This window comes from Microbispora sp. KK1-11 (genome assembly GCF_006874435.1).
In the GTDB taxonomy this organism is placed as follows: Bacteria; Actinomycetota; Actinomycetes; order Streptosporangiales; family Streptosporangiaceae; genus Microbispora; species Microbispora catharanthi.
Genome location: NZ_VIRJ01000042.1, coordinates 17,005 through 33,891, shown reverse-complemented (window position 1 = coordinate 33,891; position 16,887 = coordinate 17,005). Strand labels below are relative to the sequence as shown.

At 70.8% G+C, this 16,887-nt stretch carries 16 protein-coding genes; 9 read left to right on the top strand and 7 right to left on the bottom strand.

All coding sequences use genetic code 11. From position 1 onward, the window contains the following. Positions 1–17: 17 nt before the first annotated feature. Complete coding sequence (locus FLW16_RS38605) at positions 18–908, bottom strand: hypothetical protein (protein ID WP_142565953.1); 891 nt, start codon at positions 906–908, stop codon at positions 18–20. Between the two features lie 151 nt (positions 909–1,059). Here FLW16_RS38605 and FLW16_RS38600 point away from each other — a divergent pair, with 151 nt between their 5' ends. After that, complete coding sequence (locus FLW16_RS38600; RefSeq protein WP_142565952.1) at positions 1,060–1,851, top strand: alpha/beta fold hydrolase; 792 nt, start codon at positions 1,060–1,062, stop codon at positions 1,849–1,851. Positions 1,852–1,916: 65 nt separating this feature from the next. After that, a complete protein-coding gene (locus FLW16_RS44175; RefSeq protein WP_167538831.1) occupies positions 1,917–2,078 on the top strand; it encodes a hypothetical protein in 162 nt (53 codons plus the stop codon). Positions 2,079–2,099: 21 nt separating this feature from the next. On the opposite strand, the gene FLW16_RS38595 is transcribed toward FLW16_RS44175, so the two are convergent. After that, entirely contained in the window at positions 2,100–3,245 is a 1,146-nt protein-coding gene (locus FLW16_RS38595; protein WP_142565951.1) for an acyl-CoA dehydrogenase family protein, read from the bottom strand. Between the two features lie 247 nt (positions 3,246–3,492). On the opposite strand from FLW16_RS38595, the gene FLW16_RS44170 reads away from it, so the two are divergent. Together FLW16_RS44170 and FLW16_RS38585 are read left to right on the top strand one after the other, a co-directional pair. Then, positions 3,493–4,917 (top strand): hypothetical protein, encoded by a 1,425-nt coding sequence (locus FLW16_RS44170; protein WP_185949784.1) that lies wholly within the window; start codon positions 3,493–3,495, stop codon positions 4,915–4,917. Positions 4,918–4,928: 11 nt separating this feature from the next. Then, a complete protein-coding gene (locus FLW16_RS38585; RefSeq protein ID WP_185949783.1) occupies positions 4,929–5,816 on the top strand; it encodes a class F sortase in 888 nt (295 codons plus the stop codon). An 11-nt stretch (positions 5,817–5,827) separates the two neighbouring features. Here the strand turns inward: FLW16_RS38585 and FLW16_RS38580 are convergent, their stop codons facing one another. Next, a complete protein-coding gene (locus FLW16_RS38580) occupies positions 5,828–6,589 on the bottom strand; it encodes a hypothetical protein (protein WP_142565949.1) in 762 nt (253 codons plus the stop codon). Between the two features lie 149 nt (positions 6,590–6,738). Between FLW16_RS38580 and FLW16_RS38575 the strand changes: the two genes are divergently transcribed. The 5 genes from FLW16_RS38575 (at position 6,739) to FLW16_RS38555 (ending at position 12,315) form a co-directional block, all read left to right on the top strand. Further along, positions 6,739–7,995, top strand: a complete 1,257-nt coding sequence (locus FLW16_RS38575; RefSeq protein ID WP_142565948.1) for a hypothetical protein — start codon at positions 6,739–6,741, stop codon at positions 7,993–7,995. Positions 7,996–8,151: 156 nt separating this feature from the next. Further along, a complete protein-coding gene (locus FLW16_RS38570) occupies positions 8,152–9,078 on the top strand; it encodes a hypothetical protein (protein ID WP_142565947.1) in 927 nt (308 codons plus the stop codon). An 8-nt stretch (positions 9,079–9,086) separates the two neighbouring features. Then, positions 9,087–10,004: a class F sortase gene (locus tag FLW16_RS38565; protein ID WP_142565946.1), complete on the top strand. Its 918-nt coding sequence runs from the start codon at positions 9,087–9,089 to the stop codon at positions 10,002–10,004. A 79-nt stretch (positions 10,005–10,083) separates the two neighbouring features. Then, positions 10,084–11,082 (top strand): hypothetical protein, encoded by a 999-nt coding sequence (locus FLW16_RS38560; protein ID WP_142565945.1) that lies wholly within the window; start codon positions 10,084–10,086, stop codon positions 11,080–11,082. A gap of 87 nt (positions 11,083–11,169) precedes the next feature. Then, entirely contained in the window at positions 11,170–12,315 is a 1,146-nt protein-coding gene (locus FLW16_RS38555; protein ID WP_142565944.1) for an acetyl-CoA C-acetyltransferase, read from the top strand. A gap of 64 nt (positions 12,316–12,379) precedes the next feature. Here the strand turns inward: FLW16_RS38555 and FLW16_RS44165 are convergent, their stop codons facing one another. The 4 genes from FLW16_RS44165 to FLW16_RS38540 all read right to left on the bottom strand — a co-directional run bounded on the left by FLW16_RS44165 (position 12,380) and on the right by FLW16_RS38540 (position 16,821). Next, positions 12,380–12,526 carry a hypothetical protein gene (locus FLW16_RS44165; protein ID WP_185949782.1) on the bottom strand — a complete coding sequence of 49 codons (147 nt, stop codon included), beginning with the start codon at positions 12,524–12,526 and terminating at the stop codon, positions 12,380–12,382. 282 nt (positions 12,527–12,808) lie between these two features. Continuing rightward, entirely contained in the window at positions 12,809–14,689 is a 1,881-nt protein-coding gene (locus FLW16_RS38550) for an acyl-CoA dehydrogenase family protein (protein ID WP_396687049.1), read from the bottom strand. A 37-nt stretch (positions 14,690–14,726) separates the two neighbouring features. Further along, the gene (locus FLW16_RS38545) at positions 14,727–16,112 is read right to left on the bottom strand and encodes a cell wall metabolism sensor histidine kinase WalK (protein WP_142565943.1); all 1,386 of its coding nucleotides are present in this window, start codon (positions 16,110–16,112) and stop codon (positions 14,727–14,729) included. Positions 16,113–16,122: 10 nt separating this feature from the next. Next, positions 16,123–16,821, bottom strand: a complete 699-nt coding sequence (locus FLW16_RS38540) for a response regulator transcription factor (RefSeq protein ID WP_142565942.1) — start codon at positions 16,819–16,821, stop codon at positions 16,123–16,125. Between the last annotated feature and the right edge of the window lie 66 nt (positions 16,822–16,887).

Genomic DNA, 16,887 nt, shown 5'->3' with positions numbered 1-16,887 from the left:
GCGGGGGCACGCCACGGTCAGTTCTTCTGCTTCATACAGCTGTAGCCGCTCGGCCGGTCGGGTTCGAGCGTCACCTGCCGCAGCACGGTCGCCTCCATGGAGATGCGGAAGGTCTCCTGGTTCGCGCAGTCGTACAACGCGTACGCGCCCTCGCGTTCGCCGAGCAGCAGCACCTCCACACCGCCGCGCAGCACCTTGCCGCTTTCGCGATCGTTGAGCACCACCCACTGGTCCTGGAAGCCCACCATCGACAGGAGCATGCTGGCGGGCCTGCCCTTCTCGGCGACGGCGAGCGCGTCGCTCTCCATCTGCCCCATCAGCGCGAAGCCCAGCCCGATGCCGGTGAACGCGGCCACCACGATCTTCATGCCCGCGCGGCCGGCCGGACGCCGCCGCAGCAGCCGGAACGGCACGAGGAAGGCCAGGGCGCCGATCACCGCCGCCGTGATCACGACGCCGGCCAGCGACGCGCCCTCGCCCAGCCCGAGGTAGCCGAGGAAGCCCCAGTAGCTCGCTCCGCACCACAGCGCGCCGGCGGTCGCGGCGGCCCACGGGCGCACGCGTACGGCCTGGGCCAGGCGGGACAGATGGCCGAGGGTGGCCTTGTCCAGCAGCCAGACGGCCGCCACGAGGACGCCCGCGAGCAGCGCGCCGGCGATGATGAGCAGGATCAGTGTCCCCACCAGGCGGCCGAACATGGTGGCCTGGTCGATGCCCGCCTGTTCCGGGCTGATGTTGAAGATGCCGTACACCTGCTGGATGCCGAGATAGAGCAGCGCGTAGAGGGCGATGCCGACGGGCACCACGACCGATCCGCTGCGTTCCAGCAAGTCGATGACGCCGGCTTTCCCGTCCGGCTCCGGCAGGTCGGCGAGGCCGGTGTGTTCCTCCGGCTTAGTCATGGTCATTTGTCGGTTCATTTCGTCTTCAATCAATGCGACGGAACATGATTGCAGCCCGCGCGGACGAGCATGCACCGAATCCGCCTCGACGGACGGACGGCGGACGCGACGCGCTGCGCGCTTCTTTCCGGCCGTCCCGGGTGCTTGACTCGGACGCATGGAGCTCGCCCACGACCGTCGCGGCAGCGGCCCGCCGCTGGTCCTCCTCCACGGCATCGGTCACCACCGGCACGGCTGGTTGCCGGTCCTCGATCTGCTCGCGGAGCGGCACGACGTCATCGCGGTGGACCTGCCCGGCTTCGGCGAGTCCCCGCCGCTGCCGCACGGCACGCCGTACAACGTGGAGACGCTGGGGCGGGCGGTGCGGGAGTTCTGGACCGGGCTCGGCCTGAGCCGGCCGCACGTCGCGGGCAACTCGCTGGGCGGCTACATCGCGCTCGACCTGGCGTCCTCCGCCGACGTCCGCACGGCCGTCGCGCTGTCTCCCGTCGGGTTCTGGTCCCGGCCCGAGCACGCGTACGCGCGGGCCGTGCTGCGCCTGCTGCGGCTGGCGGCGCGGGCGAACGGGCTGCCCGCGCTCGCGGCCTGCACGGACGAGGGGAAGGCGTTGGCTCTGGGCCTGGTCGTGGCCCGTCCGGAGCGGCTGTCGCGTGAGGCCGTGCTCGCGGCGGCCGCGGCGCTGCGCGAGTGCGTGGGGTTCGAGGAGACGCTGGACTCGCTGGCGTGGGTCGCGCCACCCGCGCCGCCCCAGGTGCCGGTCACCATCGCCTGGGGCGACCGCGACCGGCTGCTGCCGCGCCGCCAGGCCGTACGGGCGGCGCGGTGGGCGGGGCAGCGGGCGCTGCTGCTGCGGGGCTGCGGCCACGTGCCGATGAGCGACGACCCGGAACTGGTCGCGCGGGTGATCCTTGAAGGCAGCATCCTCGAAGGCGGCGAAGACCCTCGCTGAGTCTCTCCGTGCTGCTTGTGCCGAGGGACACGCGGGGGCGGGGAAACCCACGCATACTGATCAGTGTGGACACCGGACTCATCCTTCTGGTCTTCCTGGCGCTCCTGTTCGCGTGGCTGCTGAACAAGGTGCGCCGGTTCTTCCGGCTGAGCCCGGTGGCCTACGGAGGCGTGATGGTCGTGTTCGTGGTGGCCATGCTGCTGATCTGGGGACAGCAGCACAGCTGATCGGCCGCTGGTTCGCGGGGGTCAGAAGCCGAAGGACCGGCCGATGATCTCCTTCATGATCTCGGTGGTGCCGCCGTAGATCGTCTGCACGCGGCTGTCCAGCCAGGCCTTGGCCACCGGATACTCCAGCATGTAGCCGTAGCCGCCGTGGAGCTGGACGCACCGGTCGATGACCTTGTTCTGCAGCTCGGTCGTCCACCACTTGGCCTTCGCGGCGTCCACCGCCGTGAGCTCCTTGGCGTTGAGCGCTCGCACGCTCTTGTCCACGTAGTGGCGGGCGATCTCCACCTCGGTGGCCAGTTCGGCCAGCAGGAACCGGGTGTTCTGGAACTTGCCGATGCTGCGGCCGAAGGCCGTACGGTTGCGGCAGTACTCGATCGTCTCCTCCAGCACCGTCTCGGCCGCGGCCACGGCCGCCACCGCGATCGACAGCCGCTCCTGCGGCAGGTTGTTCATGAGCTGGAAGAAGCCCTGGCCCTCCTCGTCGCCCAGGAGATTGGCCACCGGCACCCGGACGTTCTCGAAGAACAACTCGGCGGTGTCCTGCGCGTGCATGCCGACCTTCTCCAGGTTGCGGCCGCGGGTGAAGCCCTCCATGCCGCGCTCCACCACCAGCAGCGAGGTGCCGCGCGCGCCCGCCGAGGGGTCGGTCTTGGTCACGACGACGACGAGGTCGGAGTTGATGCCGTTGGTGATGAAGGTCTTCTGCCCGTTCACCACGTAGTGGTCGCCCTCTCGGACGGCGGTGGTGCGGATGCCCTGCAGGTCGCTGCCGGCTCCCGGCTCGGTCATCCCGATGGCCGTGATCAGCTCGCCGGACGCGAAGCCGGGCAGCCAGCGCTGCTTCTGCTCGTCGTTGGTCAGATCGACCATGTACGGCGCCATGATGTCGTTGTGCAGGCCGAATCCCAGGCCGCTGGCGCCGACGCGGATGATCTCCTCGACGATCACCATGTTGTAGCGGAAGTCGGTGATCCCCGAGCCGCCGTACTCCTCCGGCACCGAGAAGCCGAACATGCCCAGCTCGCCCGCCTTCTTCCACACCTCGCGGGGGACGATGCCGTCCTTCTCCCACTGCGCGTGGTGGGGGACGACCTCGCGGGCCATGAACTCACGGACGGTCTCGCGGAAGAGGTCGTGCTCCTCGTCGAAGAGGTCTCGCCGCATCGGGTACGCCTTCCGGCTCAGAATCTGTTGGCCGCACCAGAATACGATTCTGGTCCTCCGCTGGTCGATCGGCGTCACGTTGTACGGAGTGTCACAACTCCGAAACCATCGTGATAATGACCCCTTTGACCGCTTCGGTTGCCCCTAAGATCTACCTTCGGTTTGCTATAGGCCCGCCAGGGCGGACCTGTGATCGGAGTATGCGGTGATTCGGTGGAAATCTGGTCTTCCTAGGACCATGGCCGCCTTGGCCCTCGGCCTGGCCGGTACGGCGATGGTCGTCACCCCGTCGTCGACAGCGGGCGCCGCCACCGCCACACTCGTCGTCGACTACGCCTGCAACGGCGGCATCGCCGGAACGGGCTCCGGGACCGTGAACCTCCGGACGAGGCTCACCGTCCCGACGACGCTCAACGTCGGCGACCCGCTCAACGTCGAGTGGAAACTGAACTACAAGGACGCGACGCGCCTCGGATCGCCCGCTTACATGCCCAACGGTGGTCGGATCGATGTGACCGGCCGGGCCAACATCAGCGGCAGCTGGATCGGGCAGCTTCAGCCGAAGGGGACTGTGGATCAGTCGGGGCCAATGGACAAGGGCACCCCGCTCAATCTGCCCGTCGGCATCTCGGACTTCGGCCATACCGACCGCGCAGGCACTGTCACGGTCCGGCCAGGCAACACGTTGTTCGTCGATTTCCGGCCGGCGGCCTCGGAGGTCATGGTCAACGACGACGATCCCGCCATCACCTACAGCGGCGGCTGGGAGGACCACGACGGGCTCCCGTTCGAGGACCACGACTATCACCTGGATCTGCATCGGACCACGGTCAAAGACGCCTGGGCGTCCTACACCTTCAAGGGCACCGGCATCGAATACGTCGCGCAGAAGGACCGGGACGCGGGGCCGATAGAGATCGCCATCGACGGCCAGGCGGCGACTCCGCCGCGGGTGGACCCGTCGCGAAACGCCGACGGCACTCTCGTGAACGATGCCCACAAGGGCGGCCAGACCCTGTGGAAGTTCCACGGTCTGAAGTATGAACAGCACACGATCACAATCAAGAACGTCGAGGACGCCAAGCTGGGCCAGCTCGACGCCTTCCGTGTGATCACGCGTGATCTGGTCAATCCGCCGAAGGAGTACCGCGCCGAGTGCACCCTCGCCAACGCACCGGGTGCCATCCAGGTGGAGATCGGAGGCGGTGACGACAACCCGGCCAGCCCGTCGCCGGACAGCTCGCCTTCTCCGGACAGCTCGGCCAGCCCTTCCGGGAGCGTCTCACCGAGCGCGTCGCCCACCCCTTCCCCGTCGCCGAGCGGCGGTAATCAGTCGCCTTCACCCTCGCCCTCGCCTTCGGCTTCGGCTTCTCCGTCGGCCAGTCCGTCGCCGGCTGCGGCGCAGACGCAGAACTACGTCGTGACAGCGGTGGTGACGCAGGGCAGCCCGTCGCCGACGGCGACGAGGACGGTGACACTGACCGCGACGCCGAGCGTGGCGCAGGTGGCGATCACCCCGCAGGGCGGTGCGCAGACCGGTGAGGCTCCGGAGCGCGTGTCGTCCTCGGGCATGCTGCTGATCGGCTCGGGCGGCGCGTTGTTGATGATCGGCATGCTCAGCGGTGTGGCGATGCTCCGGCGCAGGGCGGCGCACTCGGGCGAGCGGAGCTGAGGAGGATGACGATGAACGACACTCCTGACGGCGGGGCTCCCGAGCAGGGCAGCACGGGCGCCGACGCCAAGAAGACGCGCAAGCCGCTGCCCCAGCCGGTCCTCGCGGGCCTGCTCGTGGCCGGGTCGTTCGGCGGCATCGCGGCGGTGATGGCCGGGATGCTCGCCGTGCTGAGCCCCTCGGACTCCGCGGAGGGCGGGCCGGTCCCGGGTGCGGTGAACGTCCAGGACGCGGGCAGCGTGGCCTTCCTGCCGCCGACCGTCGGCCCGGGCGGGCCCGGTGTGCCGCTCACGGCGGCGGACCCGACCGCGCCGCCGCCGGCTCCCGCGATGCAGCCGATCGCGCCGCTGACCCTCACGAGCGTGGCCTCGTCGTCCTCGAAGCCGCTGTCGTCCTCGTCGTCCGGCGCGAAGAAGACGACGACGACCAAGAAGGTCACCGGCAGGCCGCTCAAGATCAGCATTCCGGCGATCGGCGTGAAGGCCGCGGTGGGCTCGGTGGGCGTGGACAAGGCCGGCGTCATCCAGACGCCCCCGCTGAGCAAGCCCAGCCTCACCGGCTGGTACCGCTTCGGACCGGCCCCCGGTGACCAGGGGCCGGCGATCATCCTCGGGCACGTGAACACCCGCAAGGGCGCCGCCGTCTTCAGCCGCCTGCGCGAGCTCAAGCGCGGCAACAAGATCGCCGTTCTCCGTGCGGACGGCAAGATGGCGATCTTCACCGTGGACGGGATCGAGCAGGTCAGCAAGTCGACGTTCCCGACCAAGCGGGTCTACAGCAACACGATCACATCGTCGCTGCGGCTGATCACCTGCGGCGGGGTCTACAACGCCAAACAGCACCACTACACCGACAACATCATCGTCTACGCGACGCTGACCCAGACCAAGGGCAAGTGATCGCGAGGTGATCAGCCCGTGCTGATCACCTCTTCGCCCTCTCGCGCCTCGCGCTCGGGCGGATCGTGCGGCCTGCGCCGCATGGCCGTCCGAGCCGCGCGCTGGACCAGCAGCGTGCCCGCCACCGCCGCCACCGCGACGGCCAGCAGCGCGTACGGCTGACGCCACGGCGAGGAATCACCGACGGCCGCGGAGACCTGGGCCGGCTGGGTGGCGCGGGCCGGTTCGGTGGCCCGGGCCGGCTGCGCGGACGCGGCGGGCGTCGCGGCGGGAAGGCGGTTGGGGATGACGGACGCCGCCTTCCAGGGGAACCCGGGCGGCTTCACGGGCCCCCAATAATCCATGACCTCGGTGCCGGCGGACACCGGGAACTGTGGCGGAGCCGCCTTCAGCCCGCCCGGCACCGTGAGCGTGCCGATCTCGTACGGCGCGAACATGCCCTGCAGTCCCTGCACCCGCCACCGTCCGGCCGGCACCTCGACGGACGCGGCGTAGTGGGCGGGTTCCGGCAGCGGCGTCCCGTCGAACGTCAGCGTCGTGCCGTCCTCCCCGGTCAGACGCAGGCCGACCGGATCGAGCCCGCCGGGCCCCTCGTACGGATGGGTGCCGTGCTGGAGCACCCAGAAGCCCACCGTGTAGGAGACATCGGGCCGCACCTCGGCGGGAATCGGGTCGAGTTCGGTCACGGCCCAGAAGCCGGCCCGCGCGTGAGCGGGCAGGGCCGGCGCGAGGATCGCGGCCATCGCCGCGAGGGCCACGAACAGTCGTCTCATATCAATACCTCCACCCTCCCTACCGTGGGAGGGCGATGAAGGTTCCCTGAGAATTTCCTGACATACGGGGCCCGCCGGTTATGCCGGCGGTCAACTCCTGGGAAACTGTTCGCTGCTTTGTCCGTGACTGTGGTGGCAGGAGAGACGTCGTGCCCGACCTCAGTGCCCGGCGCAGGAGTGCCAGGCGTCGCATCGCGGCCCGGTCGGCGGCGGGAGCGACGGCCGCGCTAGTCCTGATGACGTGGCCCGTGCTCGCGGCGACCAAAACCACGACCGTGCCGTATTCCTGCACTCCGGCCGGCGGCACCGCCGCGACCTACCCCGTGAACGTGACCCTGGTCACGCCCGACGACCCGGTGGTGAGCAGCACGGCGACCGTGACCTGGCGGATCGCTCCCGCGTCGCCGTCGAGCGGCCAGAGCGCGATGGTGGCACCGGCGACGGGCATCGCGGCGAACGACGTCATGGTCGCCCAGGGCCTGGTGGAGGTGACCGGCGCTCCCGTCGTGAGCGAATCCGCCACTCCCAGCCCATCGCCGACCCCCACGCCCTCTCCGTCTGCGTCGCCTTCCGCATCGGCCACCCCCTCCCCTTCGGCCTCGCCGTCATCGGACGGCACGAACGACACGGAATCCGCCGGCGGCGCGGAGTCCCAGGTGGCGACGGACACCTCCCCGACCCCCTCCGCGAGTGCGTCACCCTCCGCCGGCGCGACTCCCTCCAACGAGGACACGGGCTCGACCACGGACGACACCGAGACCGGCACGGGGGAGGAGAGTCCTGCGGCCATCACGCTGAGCCCGTCCGCCTCCACGGTGCTTCCGTCGTCTCTCTCGCCGTCGGCCACGCTGACGCCGATCCCCGAACTGCTCGTCACGCTGACACCGACGGCGGTGGGCACGGTCGGAGTCGCGGCGGGGGACTTCACGCTGAAGCTGCGACCGGCGGGGGACACCACCGGCTCGGGCGAGGCGCTCTACACGTGCACGCTGCCGCAGTCCGCGACCCGGGCGTCGCTCGCGCTCACCGTCGCCGCCTCCTCGTCCACCTCGCCGTCCCCCTCACCGTCCGCTTCGCCCTCCCCGTCGCCGAGCCCGACCGACAGCGACGACGCGGGCGGCAACACGAGCAGCTCGCCCACTCCCAGCGCCGGAGCGTCGACGACCCCGACCACGAGGACCACGGCGACCACCACGGTCACGGCGACCGCGACGGTCTCCCGCACGACGACCAAGCAGATCAAGACGACGCCGCTCGGCGGCGCGCAGACCGGGGCCGGGGGCGACGCGGGACCGGACGCCCGGCTCGTCGTGCTCACCGGTCTGGCGCTGATGGCCGCGGCGGCGGCCGGAGGGCTCCTGCTGCGGCGCTTCGGTCCGAACCCCGGCTCGTACGGCAGGCACTAGCGTCCGGCTGAGGCGGACATGTCCAGAACGCGAGAAACTTTGAGCAAGTGGAGGCGGTCTTGGGGTTTTTGTCCGTATGATCTCTACCTGACTGTGACCGTATGCTGGAATGCTGGTACGCCTGTTGACTGCGAGCATCGAAGTGGAGAGAAGTCAGTGCTGAAGTCAAAGGCGCGGGGCCGTGTCGCCGGAAGGGCCGCCGCGGCCGGAGTGGTCAGCGCGGGCCTTCTCCTGGGCCTGAGCGCGCTCGGCGCGCGAGCCGACACGAAGACCGTGACGTACACCTGCACTCCGGGCACGGGCGGCACCGGCGTCACGCACGATTTCACCGTGACGCTGACCGCGAGCACCTCGGCGGTGAGCGGCACCCAGTACACCGCGACCCTGAGCATCGCGCCGGTCACCACCGGGGCGGCGTTCACCGCGCCGGTGGCGATCGCGAGTGGTGCGGCGATGGAGTTGCAGCCCGTCGTCTCGGCGTCGGCGCTGCCGGCGGGCATGACCGCGGGCGTGTCCACACCCTCGCCTACCGGTGCGGCGTTGACCGCGTCCGTCGCGGCGGGAGGGGCGATGCCGACGCTCCCCACGGCCACGCTGACCGTCACGCCGTCGACCGGAGCCACCTCCGTCGTGCTGACGGCGAAGGACTTCAAGATCGGCATGATCGCGCCCGCCGGCACGGGCACGACCACGACACCCACCACGCTCTACAACTGCGTGGTCGCCACGACGGGCAGCACTCTGCCGGCCGTGGCGACGATTCCGGTGACGAGCGCCTCGGCGTCCCCGAGCGCGAGTGCCAGCGCCAGCGCCAGCCCCAGTGCCTCCGCGAGCGCCTCGCCCACGCCGCGTAACACCAGGACGGTGTACGAGACGGTCTTCGCGTCGCCCACGCCGGCCAAGACGAAGAAGACGAAGTCCTCCCAGGTCGAGAACACTCCCGGGGGTGGCGCGGCCACCGGCGGTGGAGGCGATGCGGGCCCCGACGCCCGCCTCTTCGTCCTCACCGGCACCGCGCTCATGCTGGCGGCGGGGGCCGGCGGACTCGTGCTCCGGGCCCGGCGCCGCCCGGTGAGGCAGTAGGACGCGCCATGACCACCCCGCCACCTGGACAGTACCCGCCGGGCCAGCCGTACGGCGTGCCTCTCGGGCCGGGCGGGCAGGGCTACCCGCAGCCGGTTTACGGCCAGCCGGTCTTCCAGCCGGTCATGCTGCCCCAGATGCAGCATGTGCAGCCGGTGCCCCCGCCGCAGCCACCGGAGGAGAAGCCTCCCGGCGACGGCGCGGAGGCCATCAGGCGGGTGCTGATCACGGCGGCCATCCTGGGCTTGGTCGTCGTGATCGTGGGCGTAGTGATCATGGTGAACAACCCCGACGAGTACGCCGTGCCGACCCGTTCGACGGTGAAGCTCGCGGCGCCGCAGAACGGGCTCGCCCCCTCCGTGGGGCCGGGCGGCGCCGGGCAGCCGCTGACGCAGGCGGTCGCCACCGCGCCTCCGCCGGTTCCGAACATTCCGGCGGCTCCGGCGATGCAGCCGTCCACGCCCAAGCGCCTGGTCATTCCCAAGATCGGCGTGAACGCCCCGATCAAGTCCGTCGGTCTCGACCGCTCCGGTGCGATCCAGACGCCCCCGATCAGCAACCCGAACCTGGTCGGCTGGTATCGCGGAGGCCCGACGGCGGGTGAGTCGGGCCCGGCGGTCATGCTCGGCCACAAGGACACCACCTCGCGCAGCGCCGTCTTCACCCGCCTGCACGAACTGGCGTACGGCGACAAGATCGAGGTGTACCGCCTCGACGGGACCGTGGCCATCTTCACGGTGGGCGGTATAGAGCAGGCGAACAAGCAGACGTTCCCCACCAACCGGGTGTACGGGCACGCCGACAACGCCGAGCTCAGGCTGATCACCTGCGGCGGCAAATACAACTATTCGACCGGTCACTACTTCGACAACGTCATCGTCTACGCCACGATGACCGGAACGCGTCTGGCGAAAACGAAGTCCTGAGCCGGGCACCTCGCCGGAAGGACTCGTGGCCGGCGGCCGTCGGGGCTATGGTCTCTTCGACCGATCATGAGGAGGGCCTGTGGGCTGGTTCTCGAAACTCCTGCTGCCCGGTCGGCTGCGCACGGGACCCACGGCGCTGCTGCCCGTCCGGCCGGACCCGAAGACATTGCTGGCGGTCGCACAACTCGCCGATCCCGAGGCGAGAACCGACGGCGACGACATCCTCGCGGGCGGGTCGCGCATCCAGCCGCCCGTCGAACTGACCGGAGACGTCCTCGCCAAGCTCGGCGTGCCCGACGAGGACAGGCTGTGGGCCTGCCGGATCGCCGCCGAGGGCCCGCTGCCGGTGGACTTCTTCGACAAGAGCCTGGCCGAGGGCATCGCGTACCGCCTGGGCGGCTGGTCGCTCTGCCAGGGCGAGCCGCTCGATCCGGCGGAGGACGGCGGAGACCCGCTGGTCTACCTGCCGGCCGTGCCGGAGCCCGAGGAGATCCTGCCGATCCTGGGCGGGCTGCTGGGCCTCGTCGAGGCCGTGGACACCGAACAGTGGCCAGAAGGGGAACTCGTCGACGGCGTCGTCCACGTCCCCGTCCGCCGTGGCAGGGTGGCCGACGTCTACGTGGGCGCAGACTTTGTGGTCACGGTCGAGGAGGGGCACCGTATGCCGCCCGCCGCCCAGACCCGCTGGCCGTACCTCACGGAGATCGCGATCGCTCGGGTCTCCCCGGTCGCACGTACGGAGGAGAGCGGAGGCGAGGACGCCGAGCTCGCCCGTGCGGCCTCCGGAGATGCGGCCGGCGGCCGGGCGGAAGACGTGACGAGCGCGGACGCGGCCCCGGGTCCGCCGGATGGCGGCTCCGACACGGAAGACGCCGGCTCGGGCACGGACGCCGGCTCCGATATGGAGGACGCGACGAGCCGGAACGACGCGGAGGACGAGGGCGAGGCGCAGGGGGCGCTGCTCGCGCGGGCGGCCGTGGCGCTCGCGCTCGCGGACGGGCTCCGGGGGATCGCGGCCGACAGCCGGGGTTTCCAGCTCGCCGAGCCCGCCGATGTGCTTCCGGGAGGTTATGCCTGAACATGCCCGTATCGTCGCCTCCCCCGACGAAAGTTCTGATGTAACCTCTCACTAACCGAACATTGCTCGGTTTCCTATGGAGGCACTGTGGCAGAGGCGTACATCGTCGGGGCGGTCCGCACGCCGGTCGGCAAGAAGAAGGGCGGGCTCTCCACGGTCCACCCGGTCGACCTGGCCGCCCACACTCTCTCCGCGCTCGTGGAGCGCACCGGCGTCGACCCCGCCGCCGTGGACGACGTGATCATGGGCTGCGTCATGCAGTTCGGCCCGCAGTCCATGGACATCGCGCGCAACGCGTGGCTCAGCGCGGGCCTCCCGGAGACCGTGGCCGGGGTCACGATCGACCGGCAGTGCGGCTCGTCGCAACAGGCCATCCACTTCGCCGCGCAGGGAGTGCTGTCGGGCACGCAGGACCTGGTGGTGGCGGCCGGCGTCGAGTCGATGTCCATCGTCCCGATGGGGTCGAGCATCACGGCGGCGCTGGAGAAGGGCATGCCGTTCCCGTTCGGCGACAAGTGGGTCGAGCGGTACGGCAAGCAGGAGATCTCCCAGTTCCGCGGCGCGGAGCTGATGTGCGAGAAGTGGGGCCTGGAGCGGGACGAGCTGGAGCGCTACGCCTACGAGAGCCACCAGCGGGCCGCGAAGGCGATCGCCAACGGCCACTTCAAGGACCAGATCGCCCCGGTCGACGGCGTGACCGACGACGAGGGCCCGCGGCCTGACACCACGCTGGAGAAGATGGCCGAGCTGAAGACCCTGCGCGAGGGCGGCCGGATCACCGCGGCCACCTCCTCGCAGATCTCCGACGGCTCCGGGGCGCTGCTCATCGCCTCGGAGCAGGCGGTGCGCGAGCACGGGCTGGTCCCGCGCGCCCGCATCGTCACGCTCGCGCTGACGGGCGACGACCCGGTCTACATGCTCACGGCGCCGATCCCGGCCACCCGCAAGGCGCTGGCCAAGGCGGGGCTCGCGATCGGGGACATCGACGTCATCGAGATCAACGAGGCGTTCGCCCCGGTGCCGCTGGCCTGGCTCAAGGAGATCGGGGCCGACCCGGCGCGGACCAACCCCAACGGCGGCGCCATCGCGCTGGGTCACCCGCTGGGCGGCACCGGCGCGATCCTCATGACCAAGCTCCTGCACGAGCTCGAGCGCACCGGTGGGCGGTACGGCCTGCAGACGATGTGCGAGGGCGGCGGCCAGGCCAACGTCACGATCATCGAGCGCCTCTGACCGTTTCCGCATGAAAGGGCGCCCCGGATCACCCGGGGCGCCCTTTCTTCGTCGCGAAGCCGGCTTACTTGGCTCTCGGCAGCCGCCGCGGCTGCCGCACCGGCCGCATGGGCGGCGCCGGGATCTGGCGCGGCGGCGGGAAGGAACGCTGGGGCTGCGGCGTGCGCGGGTTCTGCTGCTTGCCGCTCTTGCTGGACGCGCGAGTACGCATACGGGATCTCCTTGTACGTCGGGAACGCGGCACCGAGGTGCCGTCACTCAGCTGCCGCGTCGGATGGACAGGGCCGGAAAGCTGAGCGGATCAGCGCTCAGAGGGCTGATCAGCGGTCGCCGTACAGAATCCACATGCCGGTGACCCTAACAAGCCGCCGTATCCCGGTACAAAGGGTTTTTCGCGCCGCCGAAGCGTATCGCCGTGCTCGTCATCACCGCCGTCGCCGTCCCCTCGGACCACGGCCCCGCCCCGTGCTCGCGCGGGGCGGGGCCTCGGCGTTCAGCCGATGCGCCGGTGGACGTCATCGAACATGGACAGCCCGGTGCGCTGGGGGGCGATCCACGGGCCCTCCAGCGACGGGTCGACGATCCCGTCCTCCATGAACGTGTAACGCCCGTCGAGCACCCGCCGGGCCAGCCGTACGTCCTTGGCGTCGGTGTTGTCCCACAGCCGGTCGAACAGCGCCTCGGCCCGCTGCCTGGCCTGGTGGCAGAAGGTGTCGGCCAGCTCGTACGGCTTGCGCCCGAACTCGGCGGAGTCCTCCTGGGCGCGCACGCAGACCGCGGTGATGGCGAACAGCTCGGCGCCGATGTCCACGATCCGCGACAGGAACCCCTGCTTGTGCTCCAGCCGCGCCTGCCAGCGCGACATGCCGTAGAACGTCGACCTGGCGAGCTTGCGGCTGGTCCGCTCGACATACCGCAGGTGCTGGGCCAGCGGGCCGAACTCGGCGTACGACGTGGGCACCTGGCCGGGCCCGGTCACCAGGCTCGGCAGCCACCTGGCATAGAAGGCGCCGGCCCGGGTGGCCGCCCGCCCCTTGGCCCGCAGGCCGGCCTTCGGATCGACGAGCTCGCCCGCGACCGACAGGTGGGCGTCCACCGCCTCGCGGGCGATGAGCAGGTGCATGATCTCGGTCGAGCCCTCGAAGATGCGGTTGATCCGCAGGTCGCGCAGCATCTGCTCGGCGGGCACGCCGCGCTCGCCGCGGGCGTGCAGCGACTCGGCGGTCTCGTAGCCGCGCCCGCCCCTCATCTGCACCAGCTCGTCCATCAGCTTCCAGGCCATCTCCGTGCTGTACAGCTTGGCGAGCGCGGCCTCGATGCGGATGTCGTTGCGCTCATCGTCGGCCATCCGGCTGGACAGGTCCACCACCGACTCCAGCGCGTACGCGGTGGCGGCGATGAAGGCGACCTTGCGGGCGATGGCCTCGTGCCGGCCGACCGGCCTGCCCCACTGGACCCGCTCGCACCCCCACTCGCGGGCGATCTTCGTTGCCCACTTCGCCGCGCCGACGCAGGTGGCAGGAAGGGAGAGGCGCCCGGTGTTGAGCGTGGTCAAAGCGATCTTCAGGCCCTGGCCCTCGCGGCCGATCAGGTTCTCCACCGGCACACGCACCTGGTGGAAGCGCGTGACGCCGTTCTCGATGCCGCGCAGGCCCATGAACTGGTTGCGGTGCTCGACGGTGATGCCCGGGGAGTCGGCCTCGACCACGAAGGCCGAGATCTTGGCACCGGTCCGGGCCATCACGACCAGCAGGTCGGCCACGACGCCGTTGGTCGTCCACAGCTTCACGCCGTTGATCACGTACGCGTCGCCGTCGCGGACGGCGGTCGTCGACAGCCGGGCGGGGTCGGATCCGACGTCCGGCTCGGTCAGCAGGAAGGCGGAGATCTCGCCCCGGGCGCAGCGGGGCAGGAAGCGGCGCTTCTGCTCGGGAGTGCCGAACAGCCGCAGCGGCTGCGGAACCCCGATGGACTGGTGGGCCGACAGCAGCGCGCTGAGTGCGGGGGAGCACGAGGTCACGAGTGCGAGCGCGCGGCAGTAGTACAGGTGGCTCAGCCCCAGCCCGCCGTACTCCTCCTCGGTGGTCATGCCGAAGGCACCGATCGCCGCCAGGCCCTTGATCACCTCGTCCGGGATCACGGCGGTGCGCTCGATGAGCGCGGGATCGACCTTCTCCTGCAGGAACGCCCGCAGCGCGCGCAGGAAGTCGTCTCCCTTCTTGATCTCCTCCTCGGTGAGGCGGGGGGCGGGATGCACGAGGTCCAGCCGGAAGTCCCCGAGGAAGAGCTGCCTGCCGAAGCTCGGGCGGGTCCACTCCGTCTCGCGCGCCTGCTCGGCCACCTCTCTGGCCTTGGCGTAATCGGTCGTCATCATCGACCTCCTCGGCGGTGAAACGAGCTGTCCTCGTTAACTACCCGCCAGTAGCCTCTTGCATCGCGGGAAGCGCGATGTGTACGGCCGTCCCTTCACCGGGGGAGGAAACGATGCGGCACCGGCCGCCGTGCGCCTCCACGATGGCCTTCACGATCGACAGGCCGAGCCCCGCCCCGCCGGACAGGTGGTCCTCTCCGCGCTGGAAGCGGTCGAAGGCGCGTTCGGCCTGCTCCGGGCTCATCCCCGGCCCGGTGTCACGCACCTCGATCGTCACCGACTCCAGGGCACGCAGCAGCCGTACGGCGGCCCGGGTGCCCTCGGGGGTGTGCGCCCGCACGTTGCCGAGCAGGTTGACGAGCACCTGGCGGACCCTGGCCTCGTCCACGGTCGCGACCAGCGACGGCGGCGCCTCCACCGTGACGGGGTGCGCGGGGTCGAGGGCGGCCGAGTCGGCGGCCACCTCGCGGGCCATCTCGGCCAGGTCGGTCTCGTCGAGCGCGAGCGCGGTGCCCCGGTCGAGCCGCGCGAGCTCCAGCATCTCGCCCACCAGGCGGCCCATGCGGTCGGCCTCGGCCTCGATCCGCCCCATGATCTTGGGCAGGTCCTCGGGCGGGATCGCCCCGGCCCGGTACAGCTCCGCATACCCGGAGATGGTCGACAGCGGGGTGCGCAGCTCGTGGGAGGCGTCGGCGGCGAAGCGGCGCACGCGGTCCTCCGACGCCTGGCGGTCGCGGAAGGCGCCGGCGATCCTGTCGAGCATGAGGTTGATCGCGGCGCCGAGCCTGCCGACCTCCGACGGCCCCTCGGGCATCCGGGCCGACAGGTCGACGCGCTCGGCCACGAGGTGGGCGGTGCTCGCCATCTTGCCGAGCGGCGCCAGACCGCCGGCGATCAGCAGCCGGCCGCCCGCGGCCAGCAGCAGGATCAGCGCCCCGCCGGTCGCCAGTTCGCTGATCAGCAGGTGGCGCACCGGGTCGTCCACCGCGTCCAGGGGCACCGCGATGACCATCAGCCGCAGACCGCTCGGCGACATCGCCGCGGCCGCGATCAGCTCGTGGCCGCCGCTGGGGTCGAGGTCGAAGGTGCGGCCCTGCGCCGCGTACGCCAGCAGCCTGTCCTTGCCCAGTGCCTCGGTCAGGCCGGGCACGGCCGCGGCCTCGTCCGCGTCGCCGCTGACCAGGTGGGCGTGCTGCTCGCTGAGGTTGTAGACCGCGAGGGCGTAGGTCGAGCCGGTCAGCGCCTGCGCGAGGGGGTCCCCCTCGACCACCCGGCGCGCCGCGGTGACGGTCGCCGCCACCACCTGCCCCTCCAGCCGCGTACGCAGGTGACCGCGCAGGACGACGACGCTGACGAGGGAGAACACGACCAGCAGGACCGCGCTCACCCCGAGCAGCCCGGCGAGCAGACGCGTCCTGAGCGACATCACCGGTCCGTCACATGTCCTGGGGCGGGCGCAGGGAGTATCCGATGCCGCGCTGGGTGTGGATCAGTGGCGGGCCGAGCGGGTCGAGCTTGCGGCGCAGGTAGGAGATGTAGGTCTCCAGCACCTGCGAACTCCCGCCGTAACCCCAGACCTCCTCGAGCAGGCGCCGCTTGGTCAGCACCAGGCCGGCGTTGGCCATCAGGAAGGCCAGCAGGCGGAACTCGGTCGGCGACAGCTCCACAGGGACGCCGCCGCGCCGCACCTCCCAGCGCGCCTCGTCGAGCTCCAGATCGGCGACCTGGAGGATCGGCCCGTGCGCCCGCTCGGCCGCCTCCGGCACGGTCGTACGGCGCAGCACGGCGCGGATCCGCGCGACCAGCGCCTCGACGGAGAACGGTTTGGTGACGTAGTCGTCGCCGCCGAGGGTCAGCCCGCGCACGGTGTCGGCGACCGCGTCGCGGGCGGTCAGGAAGATCACGGGAGGGTGCACGCCGTCGGCCCGGATCCGGCGGCACACCTCGAAGCCGTCGATGTCGGGCAGCATGACGTCGAGGACGACCAGGTCGGGCTGGTTCCTCAGCACCTCGCCGAGCGCCGCGGCCCCCGTGCCCACGGCCGTCACCCGGAAGCCGTGGAACCTGAGGGCGACTTCCACGATGTCCCGGATGTTTGGCTCGTCCTCGACGACGAGGATCCTGGTTTCACTCATGGGGGACCCATTGTGCAGGTAGAAGGCATTTGTCGCACAATTCGGGTCTCCGGGGGGCCGCTCCGC